At 35.7% G+C, this 12,783-nt stretch carries 9 protein-coding genes; 6 read left to right on the top strand and 3 right to left on the bottom strand.

Annotation, left to right across the window (positions count from 1 at the left end):
* Positions 1 to 17 precede the first annotated feature (17 nt).
* Positions 18 to 1,109, top strand: a complete 1,092-nt coding sequence (locus tag A3EM_RS0136470) for an adenylate/guanylate cyclase domain-containing protein (RefSeq protein WP_020533192.1) — start codon at positions 18 to 20, stop codon at positions 1,107 to 1,109.
* Positions 1,110 to 1,581: 472 nt separating this feature from the next.
* Positions 1,582 to 2,484 carry a DUF4437 domain-containing protein gene (locus A3EM_RS0136460; protein WP_020533190.1) on the top strand — a complete coding sequence of 301 codons (903 nt, stop codon included), beginning with the start codon at positions 1,582 to 1,584 and terminating at the stop codon, positions 2,482 to 2,484.
* 191 nt (positions 2,485 to 2,675) lie between these two features.
* On the opposite strand, the gene A3EM_RS0136450 is transcribed toward A3EM_RS0136460, so the two are convergent.
* The 3 genes from A3EM_RS0136450 to A3EM_RS0136440 all read right to left on the bottom strand — a co-directional run bounded on the left by A3EM_RS0136450 (position 2,676) and on the right by A3EM_RS0136440 (position 5,316).
* Entirely contained in the window at positions 2,676 to 3,404 is a 729-nt protein-coding gene (locus A3EM_RS0136450; protein WP_020533188.1) for an SIP domain-containing protein, read from the bottom strand.
* Positions 3,405 to 3,419: 15 nt separating this feature from the next.
* A complete protein-coding gene (locus A3EM_RS0136445) occupies positions 3,420 to 4,274 on the bottom strand; it encodes an NAD(P)H-binding protein (protein WP_020533187.1) in 855 nt (284 codons plus the stop codon).
* A 178-nt stretch (positions 4,275 to 4,452) separates the two neighbouring features.
* Positions 4,453 to 5,316, bottom strand: a complete 864-nt coding sequence (locus tag A3EM_RS0136440) for an AraC family transcriptional regulator (protein ID WP_020533186.1) — start codon at positions 5,314 to 5,316, stop codon at positions 4,453 to 4,455.
* Positions 5,317 to 5,801: 485 nt separating this feature from the next.
* Between A3EM_RS0136440 and A3EM_RS44780 the strand changes: the two genes are divergently transcribed.
* The 4 genes from A3EM_RS44780 to A3EM_RS0136420 all read left to right on the top strand — a co-directional run bounded on the left by A3EM_RS44780 (position 5,802) and on the right by A3EM_RS0136420 (position 12,685).
* Positions 5,802 to 6,458 (top strand): RNA polymerase sigma factor, encoded by a 657-nt coding sequence (locus tag A3EM_RS44780; RefSeq protein WP_157638258.1) that lies wholly within the window; start codon positions 5,802 to 5,804, stop codon positions 6,456 to 6,458.
* Between the two features lie 114 nt (positions 6,459 to 6,572).
* A complete protein-coding gene (locus A3EM_RS0136430) occupies positions 6,573 to 7,625 on the top strand; it encodes a FecR family protein (protein ID WP_020533184.1) in 1,053 nt (350 codons plus the stop codon).
* A 198-nt stretch (positions 7,626 to 7,823) separates the two neighbouring features.
* A complete protein-coding gene (locus tag A3EM_RS44775; RefSeq protein ID WP_157638257.1) occupies positions 7,824 to 11,189 on the top strand; it encodes a SusC/RagA family TonB-linked outer membrane protein in 3,366 nt (1,121 codons plus the stop codon).
* A 44-nt stretch (positions 11,190 to 11,233) separates the two neighbouring features.
* A complete protein-coding gene (locus A3EM_RS0136420; protein ID WP_044240864.1) occupies positions 11,234 to 12,685 on the top strand; it encodes a RagB/SusD family nutrient uptake outer membrane protein in 1,452 nt (483 codons plus the stop codon).
* Positions 12,686 to 12,783 lie beyond the last annotated feature (98 nt).

Raw genomic sequence — 12,783 nt, 5'->3', positions numbered from 1 at the left:
ACAAGTTTTTCTTAAGGATGTTATCACCTAAATTTAAAAGAAACGCCTCCCGCATCCTTCCTTTTGGATTGATTTGGTTAGTATCGGGATTAGTTTTCTTAGTTGTAGAAAGGGGTGCACTTCAAGACATGGATTTGCAGAATACTTCGGTAATTGAAATGAATTTCGAAATTTTTGTATTTTCCAGCCTGGCCATCACGATTGTTGGATTACTTGTAGGAACTATTGAGTTACTTTTTATCAACAGGATATTTGAAAACAAAAGCTTTCTGAAAAAGATCATCTACAAGAGTTTATTTTATTCGTTATTACTATTCCTGATCACCATCATTACCTTTCCCATTGCAGTAAGTATGGAGCTTCAATCAAATTTGTTAGATATCAGGGTATGGGAGAAATTGTTAGCTTATTTAACGAGTTATACTCATATCAGTACTGATATCCAATTGGCTTCAGCTTTGGTAATTTCCTTATTTTATGCGGAAATAAGTGAAAATATCGGACATGGCATTTTATTGAATTTTTTCACTGGAAAATATCATCAACCGATTGAGGAAAAAAGAATATTTATGTTTTTGGACATGAAATCTTCCACCAGTATTGCAGAAAAAATCGGACATATTCAATATTTTGAATTGCTAAAAACCTATTATGCGGATTTGTCAGAGGCCATAATTAATTGTTCGGGTGAAATTTATCAATATGTGGGGGATGAAATCATTGTATCCTGGAAATTGGGAAAAGGGATAAAAAACAATAACTGTGTACAATGTTTTTATAATATGAAGGCTGACCTGAAAAAACAGGAGGAAAAATATTTTCAAAAGTTTGGTTTGTTGCCTGCATTTAAAGCCGGATTCCATATTGGCCGTGTAACTACTGGGGAAATCGGAGCAATTAAAAAAGAAATAATCTTTACCGGAGACGTACTAAATACGACTTCACGGATTCAGAGTTTGTGTAACGATTTCCAGGTAGATAATTTGATTTCCAAAGATTTACTACAAGAACTGGAATTGGATAAAGCTTTTGCGGTAAAATCCTTAGGAATAAACGAATTAAAAGGAAAAAGAAAGTCCATTGAATTGTTTACCTTAACCAAATCTTAGAAGACTAAAATTGAGAAACTCCCAAATAGAAAAATTTAATTTTTGCAGGCCAATAGGAAAATTCTCGAAGGAATTGGAAAACCATCTCTACTTAACATAAACAAAGTTATGAATTTTTAATAACTAACTCATTTACAGCGGTTTAATTAATAAAACGAGTTGTTTGCTTATTATTTTTGTGTTTTTAAAACTTTCCGACCTAATAGCCCTTTAAGCAGTTTTTCAACACCCAAATTCTCTGTAATTCAAATAGTTCAGGCAGGGATTTGAGTTCTCGTATTGTATTTTTGGGGGGTTAAATATTCAACCATAGGGATAAGGGATATCAAAAACAAATAGAAAACCGGTAAATCGGATTAATTTAAAAAGAAAAACCAATTCAGGTACAATCATTACCAATATAGATACTACCAATTTTAAAGTGTAAAGGCCAGATTTGTAATGTCTCATTTTTATCCAAAGGAAAAATATAATGAAATCTGAATTAACAAAAATAAATAAGTTGGTAATCATCACCTGGATAGGCCTCTTAACAGCTTGTGGCTATCCTATGGGCAAAAACGAAAACACTTCCCCAGAAGAAGCGACTACCGATTCGCAAACAGAAATAGTATTGGCCTCTGATATTGAGTGGAGCCCGCTCAATCCAGCACGTGGCGATAAAAGCCCACAAGCCGGTACAATCTGGGGAGATCGGAATGGTAGTGGACCAACTGGCTTTCTGGTAAAGTTTGCAGATGGCTTTTCATCTCCCCCACATATTCATAATGTCACCTATAGGGGGGTAGTGATAAGCGGCCAAATTCATAATGATGATCCTGAGGCTGCAGAAATGTGGATGCCTGCAGGTTCTTTCTGGACGCAGCCTGCAGGAGAAGGACATATTACATCAGCCAGGGGTAACATCAATATGGCCTACATTGAGATTGAAAGTGGGCCGTATCTTGTTCATCCTACCGAAGAGGCTTTCGACAATGGAGAAAAGCCAGTTAATGTAGAACAATCAAATATTGTCTGGTTGGATGCGGCCAACCTCAATTGGGTGGATGCAGATAAAAAAACTATTCTTGGGCCAAAGGTTGCTTTTTTATGGGGGGAACCGCAGGAAAACGAGCTATTTGGGACACTGGTGAAGCTACCAGCTGGATTTAAAGGAAAAATATTAAGTAATGCAGCATCTTTCCGAGCTGTGGTGATTCAGGGCAGCCCAGTGTATCATTCAAGTAATGTTGAATCTGAAAGTAAGACTTTAGAGACCGGGAGTAGTTTCAGTTCAAAAGGAAATGCAGTACATAGAGTATCAAATCCGGGGGAAAAGGAAAGCCTTATTTACATCCGGGCAAATGCTAAATATGAATTTATATCAGAGCCTTAAATCTATATTTTAAGATAAAAACTAAAGGCACGGCAGGAACCCATTCAACATTTCCAGTCTTTTCTAAAAAGAAAGTCTTATGGTATTGTGAAAAATCAAAACCAATATTAATGGTGGTATCCTTTGGAAAAAATATCGGGAAAGCATGCCTCATTTAGTGAGACATTCTTTTCCCCGATGATAATTAATTTTTATTCCAGTCCTTTCTTTTCAGGATTCCAGAAGGGTTTAGTTTTAATTTGCCTGGTTTCCCATTGTAATTCCTTTCTGAAAAATTGGTTTAAGGCTACACAAATCCTACTGTCACCGGCTATATATGCTATTTTCTTACCCTTAAAAGCAGGGACTATTTCCTTAACCTTATCTGTGAGGGCTTTTACAGGGTTTGGGGATAATTCGTAAAAATTGAAGGGCAAAGTCCCATCAACATCGGCAAACAATTCATTTTTTCCCTGACTGTATAAAATACTTTCTACCTGTTTGCCATAGCCAATATTTCGGTGTATCATATACAAATGTGAAAGTGCAGACAGATCCCCTATCAATAAATAGCTATCTGCGGAATCATCGGCAAGAAATTTTCCTTTTTTCCATTTGAAATGAACGGAATCACCCACCTGGCAATCTTTTACCCATTGCGACCCAATTCCATTACTATGAGTAGCAATAGCCACATCCAAATACCCTTCATCTTTATTGATATCCCATACACTGTAGCTCCTGATTTTGTCTTTCATAGACAATTCGTCATTGCCAATACCGATACCCATTCTTAAGAATGAACCAGGAACAAAATTGGTTTTGCTAATGTTTTTGTTTTCTAAGCGAATTTTAAATGCAGCCTCAGAAAGTTTTATTTTTTCGGTTATTATACCTTCCTCTAAAACGACTGATTTTAGCAGGTTTTCAATGATACGCATAACTGGTAGAATGTTTTATGAGTGCTTTTGATGATAATTTTCAATCATGGTCAAAGGAGACTGATGAGCTCTTCCTGCCGCCTTTTCAAAGTCGGAAGGTACATTATTGGCTCCGTTTCTAATGCCTTCATAAATTCCGGCAATGATGGTTCCGAGAAATTCTCCTAAGGCTGCCTGTCTTTCTTTTTGGTATGCCTCCACAGAAATGGCAGTGTATTTTAAATGAGTTTGATATACCTGATTGATATATGTCGCCAATTGAGCCTGAGTGATTGCTTCTCCTACAAGATTCAAAGTTTGTCCGTTGAGAGCCTCATTCAGTAACATTTGTGCATATGCAAAACCCAATTCTTCCCGACTGGTGTAGGTGCATTTCCCTTCTGCAGCACAATTGGTGATTCCACCTGTCTTTACATAAGTATCAATATATTCCAAATCGGGTTCAATGTAAATCCCGTTTCTGCCAATTACATACTGCAAACCTGAGTTTCGGATGTCATCCTCTGTTTTTCGATTACTTTTTACAATTGGCTTAAATGCCGTTTTTTCTTCATCTCCTATAATACTGGTATACACTATTTTTTGCACACCATTTTGTTTTGAAGCTTCAATTACATTTCGGTGTTGCTGGATGCGTTTTTGAGGATCATCCATCCCTGAGACCAATAATACTTTATTTACACCTTTTAGAGCTTCATTATAATCTTCTCGATTGTTATAATCACCCTTTCTCACTTCCACATCCAAATGCCGGGCTTTCTCAGGAGTCCGGGCAATGGCAATTACATTTTCTTTACCAATTTCCGGGATAAGCGCTTTGACAATAGCGGAACCCAATTGTCCGCTGGCTGAAGTGACTGCTATTTTCATTTTTTTATTGTTTTGTGTTTAAAACTTAATAAATACCATTACCTGAAAGCTTTAGACATAAAAATTGGGGTGCTTTAAAATGGTTAAATTTCACTAATTCACATTACAAAAGTAGGAGTTGTAGTCAGAGCTATAAAGGTAAATCAATAGTAAAAAATGGTAAATATGAAACCAGTGTTTAAAGCGTAGATTTGAATTCTTTAGGGGAAAAACCGGTATGTTTTTTAAAAAACTTAGTGAAATTGGTCACTTCATCAAAGCCTATTTGGTAAGCAATTTCCTTTAAGCTGGTATCACTGCTAAGGATGGCCCTTTTAATTTCCAAAATCACATATTGGTCAATAAAAGATTTGGCGGTATTTAGTGTAACATCTCGTACCACCACATTTAAGTGCTTGGCAGAAATAGACAGATGTTTGGCATAATCCTTTACATTTCTGGTTTTGGCAAAGTTGTGTTCTACCAAATTCTTAAATTTTATGAAAATCGAGTGGTAATTATTGTTGAATTTTTCAACACGTGTGCTGTGGGCCTGCCGTTCTAATCTCAGTAAATAAAGCTCTAACATTTTAGCTATTATTTCCTTTTGGGCATATTTACTATTGCCTTTTAGTTCCCGGGTTACCTGTTCCAGAAAAGAGTCATTAAACGGGCTGTCTTCAACCATTGGGTCTGAAATGTGATAATTATAAAGATGGGAGATAAATTTGATGGTAGATTTGGAAAAATACTTTAACACAAAGTCTTCTGTAAATACAACAAGGTACCCATCGTATTGCAAATCCTCTTGAAAAGCGTGTACCTGTCCCTTGGCAATTTTTAGTACTGAGCCTTTGTGGATAGCATATTTTTTTAAATCAATCTGATGTACTCCTGAACCCTCAGTCACAATTAATAAGGCAAAAAAAGTGAGCCTATGCGGCCTTCTGGGATTATGATTTGGAGAATTAATTATTCTCGAAAAGAGCTCAGACAAATGCAGAAATTCTATATCTGTAGCGCCTTCACTACTTTTAAAGGATATCGTGGGGATGTTGTTCAATAATCTAAGTTAAGTAATCTTACGTGTAAAATAAAGTCGGATTTTCCACAGATTTCACTGCTAAGATACAGAAACTAGCAGATTATTTATTATGCCAAATTCCTGGCAATTTGCTATTTTGGTGGCTTTAAGACTATCAGATTTCTTCTATTGAAAGGCTTAATTTCATGGGTATTTTGGGGCTTTAATGAACCCCAAAAACCGGAGAGAAAAAATTGGATTTTTCGGGGAATCATATTCAGAATAATCTTATCAAAAGGCTGAATATAATGATTTAAGCATTTCTTATTGACTTAGTGAATTTGGAGATTTTGTTCATAAAATAGAAATATTATTATAAAAAATAGAAATTTTATAATTTAAAATTTTTTAACGAAAAGTTTTTTGAAAAAAAAGTATTTTTTTTGATGTTATTCCAAAGATTTTGTTATCCTTTATATAAACCAATATTTTTTATTTTGCACTCATTGGTTTAATATATGAAAATGGAAAGTACCAAAATTGAAAATCTAGAAGATCAAAAGGTATTTAAACTAAAAAATACAAATAGTCTTTACCATGTTTTTTCCAGAAAAACAGACCAGGAAATTTGGAATGCTTTTCAGGCAGGAAACGAAGGGGCATTTAATTATATTTATTTCACATTTTTTACCTCTTTATACAATTATTGCAGCCAGTTTTATAATGATAAGGAAACAGTAAAGGATTTAATCCAGGATTTTTTTATTTATCTAAGGGAAAACTGTAAAAATCTTGGGGAAATTACTTATCTGAAAGCTTATCTTTTTAAATCCATGAGAAGAAGAGTTCAGGCTTACATAAAACAAAAAAATCGTTTGTCTGCAAAAGAAAAAAAAGAATTTCATGAATTTAGAATATCCATTTCACAGGAACGCCAAATGGTAAACCAGGCATTGAATGAGGAAAAGAAAAAGGTGCTCCAGGAGGCACTAAATTTACTTACTAAAAGGCAGAGGGAGGCTATCTTTTATTATTTCTATGAAAACCTTGGATATGAAGAAATTGCTTTAATTATGGATATTTCAAATGTAAAATCGGTAAGAAACTTAATTTATCGCTCTTTAAATGTAATGAGAGTGCAATCAAATAAATATGATAAAATTCTATTTTGCTTTTTGTAAGCATTGAAGATTGCTTAACCACAATTTTTTTGGGGGAAATAATTTGGTTCAAAAATATTTGCATCAGATGTCAGAACCAGGTGTTTACCAAGATATAAAAACATATTTAAAGATATGAAATACAGTAGTTATAAGGTATTAGATTTTGTAGAGGACGAATATTTCCAAAATTGGGTTAAAAATCCCAATGAGGAATCCAATATTTTTTGGAATTCATTTATTTCCAATCACATTGCAAAAGTACACGAGGTAAAGGAAGCTAAAGAAATACTGTTGTCTTTTAAATTTGACACAGAAGAAATTTCTGATTCAGAAATACAAGCAGTTCATTCAAATATATTAAATGGAAAAAAATCGAGACATGCAAACATTATCAGCTCAAAAACAAATTTATCTAATTTGAATCAATTTAAAATTAGATTTGGACGATTTGCAGCGGTTATTACATTTTTTATTGCAGCTCTTCTGGGTTTTATTCTCTTATATAATCAAAAAAATGGTACATCGAGTGACCATATAAAGTTTATTGAAGCCAATATTCCAAAAGGGGCGAAAAAGACCTTTAGACTCTCTGATGGTAGTGAGATAAAGGTTAATTCAGATAGTTACATCAAATTTCCCGAAAAATTTTCTGGAAATACCCGAGAAGTTATATTGGAAGGAGAAGCATATTTTAAAGTAACCCCTAATAAATCCTTACCATTTCTGGTAAAGTCCGGATTTGTGACGACCAAGGTTTTAGGCACTTCATTTAATGTGAATAGCAGAACGGAAAATAACAACGTACATGTTGCTGTGGAGGAAGGGAAAGTAGAAGTAATTCCAGCAGAGAACTCTGATGTGGACAGTAGTGTTATTTTACATAAGAATGAAATGGTAAGTTATAATAAGGAAAATAAGGAAATGATAATAAAAAATTTGGAATATGAGCAGATTTTTGGATGGAAAGATAATATTTTGATTTTAAAAAAAGGGAGTCTTAAAGAAGTGCTTACCCAATTGCAGGAATGGTATGGGGTTGAGTTTGAGATAAAAGGAACAAAGAAGGTATACTACAGCGGTGGTAGGTTTTCCAATCCCAGCCTTGAAATGGTAATGAATGGGTTGAGTTTTTCTTCCAAATTTTCTTATAAAATTGATAGCAACAAAGTAATAATTAATCTTTAAATGTAAATATGAGCAAAATGAATTCTACCTAAAAAAAGCCAGTTTCTCGGAAAGAAAAACTGGCGCTTGATTACCGAAACACTTAAGCAGGCTTCTTGGCGGATGACAACTTAAGTATGTTTTGGTTGATTGATGATTTTTTAACCACCAAACCTTCATAAAAATATGAAATTGAAATTATTACGGCAAATTAAATTTATGTCTAAAATAACAATGTTCGGTTTTCTTATTCAGAGCTTTTGCTTTGGGTTCCTTATTGCCAAGGACGTAAATGCCCAGAAAAAAAGCCTGGAGGAAGTATATGTAAACCTCAAGCGGAGCCATGTAGATCTAAAAACAATTTTTTATGAGATAAGCGCTCAGACTAAATTTGAGTTTTCTTATGACCACGCTGTTGTAAATGACCGGCAAAAGGTTAAGGTCATTACGAGGAAAGAAACACTGGGTAATATTCTCCGGAGTTTGTCCAAGGATAATCAACTGGCCTTTAAAAGAATAAACGGGAATATATTTGTGAGCAGGAATTTAAAAGATAATCCTGCTATAATAGATTATAATTTACAACAGAATAAGGTATCTGGTAAAATCACCTCTTCTGAAGATGGAGAGGTTTTACCAGGTGTAAGTATTTTAATTCTGGGTACTACTACAGGAACCACCAGTGATGCCCAGGGTGAATATTCTCTTAATGTTCCTGAAGGTGCAACTTTAAAATTTAGCTATATCGGGTATGAAACCCAGGACATAGAAGTGGGGAATCAATCAGTGCTAAATGTAACCCTAAGCCCCGATTTAGAGCAACTGGAAGAAGTTGTGGTTATTGGTTATGGTACGCAGGAGAAAAAAGATTTAACTGGGGCTATTTCTTCTGTTTCCTCTGAAGAAATTACTCAACTTCCAACTGTAAATGTATCCTCAGCATTACAGGGAAGGGCTGCTGGTGTAACTGTTACTGAAAATTCAGGACGACCAGGAGCAGGTTCAACAGTAGTAATTAGAGGAACAGGAACAGTAGGAAATAGTAATCCGCTTTATGTGGTTGATGGACAAATATTAAATGATGGGGTAGGATTAGGAAGTATTAATCCAAATGATATCCAGTCCATTGAAGTATTAAAAGATGCTTCTGCTTCAGCGATTTATGGAGCAAGGGCAGCTAATGGAGTAGTGCTTGTAACCACAAAAAGAGGTGTAGATGGTAAGACGAGGTTAAGTTACAATGGCTATTTTGGTGTGCAACAGGATAATGACCGACAGGTATTTATGTCGGCCAGTGAATATGTACAAAATGCTATTGACGTGGCAAGAGCTGGTGATACAGTCTCCCCCTGGGAAGACGCAGGGGATCCTTCTCAATTTGGTGAGGGAGTAAATTACTGGGATAAACTCTGGCGATCAGGAATGATTACAGACCATAACTTTAATTTTTCGGGTGGAAATGCTAATTCTCAATTTCTCGTAGCTTTTGGATACTTAAAGAATGAAGGAGTAATGATAGGGCAGGACTTTGAAAGATACACCGTAAGGATAAATTCTGATCATAAAATTGGGAAAAGACTCAAAGTAGGTGAAAGTCTGCAAATAAGCCGTGGAAATGAAATGGCGATTGGAGGAACCGGATCATTTAATACTGTATTTCAGGGAGGCTGGCGGATGGTACCTACCATTAATCCGGAAAGATTTCCAGATGGCTCCTGGAATGGACCAACCAGACCAGGGGAACCATTTGATTTTAGTACTTTCAGCCCCAACCAATATATTGAAGAATGGGATGACCAAAGAAAAAGCTGGCAGGCTTTAGGAAATATTTATGCCGAACTTGAAATTATTGATGGACTGAAGTTTAGGTCAACTTACAGTGGATTATTCAATTACAATGATAACACAAGTTGGAGTCCACTATTGGAAAACGCTGGTGGTTTAGGTAGAGCCACCTCTTTAAGCAGAAATACGAATACCGTTACCAACTGGCAATGGGATAATATTTTGACCTATGAAAAATCGTTTGGTTCACACAAAATAGCTGTATTGGGAGGAATTACGGCTCAGGAAGATAAGTATGAATTTCTGAATTCTTCAGGAATGAACTTTTTGGATGAAAATGTAAGGGTAATTAATGGAAGTGATAATGGATCAAGACAAACCAGTGGTGGTATAAATGAATGGTCACTAAATTCTTATATTGGTCGGCTTACTTATTCTTTTAAAGATAAATATTTATTGCAGGCCAATGTGAGAAGAGATGGGTCATCCAGGTTTGGAGAAAGTAACAGATGGGGAGTATTCCCTTCTTTTTCTGCAGGATGGAGGTTGTCTGAAGAAGCATTTATGGATGGCTTGGCTGGTATAAGCAATTTGAAATTAAGAGGAAGCTGGGGGAAACTAGGAAATGATCAAATTGGATTATATGCTTTTGCTGCCACTGTAAATCTTAATCAAAGATATACTTTTGGCGATTCACAAACTCCGCAGGGAGGTGCGGCTCCCTTATCGTTGGCCAACCAGGATATAAAATGGGAAGAAACAACCCAAACCAATTTTGGGCTTGATCTTGGAGTAATGGACAATAAACTTTTATTTACCTTAGATTATTTTGTGAAAAATACAGATGATATGTTGCTTCAGGTACCTATACCCTCGTCATCTGGATTTAGTTCCTCTCCTTTTGTAAATGCCGGTAGTGTGGAAAATAAGGGATGGGAGTTTTCTTCTATTTATAGAAAAAGTAATGGGGAGTTCCAATACAATATTACCCTCAATCTTTCAGGAATCAAAAATGAGGTTACCTCATTAGGCAATGGGAAGCGAATAATTTCCGGGGCGAATACCGGGGATATTATCGCGGATAAAGGAACAGAAGTTTTTGCTTTCTTTGGTTATGTGGCTGATGGTATTTACCAAAACCAGGCTGAAATTGATGAAGTTAATGCGCTAAATTCTGAACGTGATTATGATCCGGGGGTTGAGCCGGGGGCAGTGCGTTTTAAAGATATAGATGGGGATGGATTGATTACAGACGCAGACAGAGAGGTGATAGGTTCTCCTTATCCTGATCTAATGTATGGACTTAATTTTAATGCAAGTTATAAAGGGTTTGATTTTACATTGTTTTTTCAAGGCCAGCAGGGTAATGATATCTTATTGGCAAATAATGATAATTACATGATTCAACCCGGAGGAAGATTGAGGTATAATCTGGATCGATGGTTCAAGGAGGGAGATACAAACGATCCCATGTTATGGGGGGTGAAAGGATTTAACAATGCCAGTGGTGGTAGAGATGGTCGGACAGGAAGTTACCAGGTTTTTGATGGATCATATTTTAGAAGTAAGAATATTCAGATTGGATATACCCTACCCGAAACTATTACCGATAAACTGGGAATCTCAAGATTTAGGGTTTATGTGAGTAGTAAGAACCTGTTTACGATTTGGAATAATGATGATTATAATTTGATAAATGATCCGGAATTAGGAAGAGAAGGTGCGGGATTTGGAAAATATAATATGACCACCACCCCTCAGCCTAAAACCTATTTATTAGGGTTAAATATTGACTTTTGATACCAAGTCAATTAAAATTTTTCAAAAAAATAAACTTTAAAAATATGAAAAAACTAATAATAATTTTTTCAATTATAATTGGACTGAGTTTTATATATTCCTCCTGTAATGATAGCTTCCTTGAGAAGGTTCCTTTGAATGAAGCATCAGACGCTTCTTTTTATACAAAAGAAAGTGATGCAATTGCAGCGGTAAACTCTGTTTATGATGTTTTGCAGTGGATTAGGCTTTGGAAATATGAAATTACTGTCATTGGGAATCAATATAATACCGACCTCGGTATCCCCAGACCAAATCAATTCCAGGCAGATTTCCAACCTACCAATGAAAGAAGGCTAAGCATGTGGTCCTATATTTATACAGGAGTAAATAGGGCAAATCTCGCACTGGAAAAAATTCCTGCGATAGAAATGGATGAAAGTCTAAAAGCCAGGTTACTTGGAGAGGTAAACTTTTTAAGAGGTTTATATTATTTTACCTTAGCTACACACTTTGGTGATGTAATTATTAGAACTGAGTCCACGACAATTAGTAATCTGGAAATGGCCAAGTCTCCTAAAAGTGAGGTTATAGATTTCGTAAGAAATGAGTTGAAAGCAGCTATTGATGTATTACCAGAACGATCTGCTCAGGAAAGTTCTGACTTAGGAAGAGCTACAAAGGGCGCAGCCCTAGCCTTATTAGGGAAAGTGGAACTTTATCAAAACAATTTTTCTGAAGCTGCCAATTATTTTAAACAAGTAATAGACTCTAAGGAATACGTACTTAATGAAGAATATGCACCTCAATTTATGGCTGGAGGAGATAACACATCAGAGTCTATATTTGAAGTGCAACATGTGACTAATGCCGGAGGTTGGGCCAATGATAGCGAAGGAAGCTGGATGAGTGGTTGGAATAGCTCGACTCAGCAAGGCATCAATTTTGGGTTTGGAATGAATATTCAGCCTAATGAAAGTTTTGTGAGTGCATTTGAAGATGGAGATAAACGCAAGGATTATATCATTGTGGAAGAAGGAGAAGACTATTTTGGTGTACCTTTCAATAGTGCCAATTCCATTACAGATTATGGATTGAGGAAGTACGTAATTCCTGCTGAATTGGAAGCAGGGGGTGCCGGAGATTCAGGAATTAACTTTCATTTGATTCGATTTGCGGATGTGTTGTTAATGTATGCAGAAGCCTTGAATGAGGTGAACAACGGACCCACTGGAGATGCTGAGGCTGCTATAAACCTTGTGCGGGAAAGAGCTGAACTGAAAGAGTTACCAACTGGTTTGTCAAAAGAAGCATTTTTCGAGGCTATTGTTAAAGAAAGAAGGATTGAGTTATTTTTGGAAAATCACAGGACCTGGGATCTTATCAGATGGGGGTTGGCAGAGCAGGAACTTGGAGAATTTAATGGTTTTGTAGCTGGAAAACATGAAACGTTACCCATTCCTCAATCTGAAATTGATGCAAACTCTTTGTTAGTACAAAATCCCAATTATCAATAAATTTATATTGAAGAGCAAGAAGTTACTTTCTTGCTCTTTATTTTTTTTATGAAAAGCATTCTTTTCTTTTTTAAATGGTTTTTATTATCACTTATCCT

Origin of the sequence: Flexithrix dorotheae DSM 6795 (assembly GCF_000379765.1) — a bacterium.
Lineage (GTDB): Bacteria > Bacteroidota > Bacteroidia > Cytophagales > Flammeovirgaceae > Flexithrix > Flexithrix dorotheae.
This window is presented reverse-complemented; position numbering and strand designations above follow the sequence as displayed.

What these genes read in the sequence shown, in the direction of transcription:
- A3EM_RS0136470 (WP_020533192.1), top strand. Translation starts at nt 18, where the DNA reads ATGTTATCACCTAAATTTAAAAGAAACGCCTCCCGCATCCTTCCTTTT.
- A3EM_RS0136460 (WP_020533190.1), top strand. Translation starts at nt 1,582, where the DNA reads ATGAAATCTGAATTAACAAAAATAAATAAGTTGGTAATCATCACCTGG.
- A3EM_RS0136450 (WP_020533188.1), bottom strand. Translation starts at nt 3,404, where the DNA reads ATGCGTATCATTGAAAACCTGCTAAAATCAGTCGTTTTAGAGGAAGGT.
- A3EM_RS0136445 (WP_020533187.1), bottom strand. Translation starts at nt 4,274, where the DNA reads ATGAAAATAGCAGTCACTTCAGCCAGCGGACAATTGGGTTCCGCTATT.
- A3EM_RS44780 (WP_157638258.1), top strand. Translation starts at nt 5,802, where the DNA reads ATGGAAAGTACCAAAATTGAAAATCTAGAAGATCAAAAGGTATTTAAA.
- A3EM_RS0136430 (WP_020533184.1), top strand. Translation starts at nt 6,573, where the DNA reads ATGAAATACAGTAGTTATAAGGTATTAGATTTTGTAGAGGACGAATAT.
- A3EM_RS44775 (WP_157638257.1), top strand. Translation starts at nt 7,824, where the DNA reads ATGTCTAAAATAACAATGTTCGGTTTTCTTATTCAGAGCTTTTGCTTT.
- A3EM_RS0136420 (WP_044240864.1), top strand. Translation starts at nt 11,234, where the DNA reads ATGAAAAAACTAATAATAATTTTTTCAATTATAATTGGACTGAGTTTT.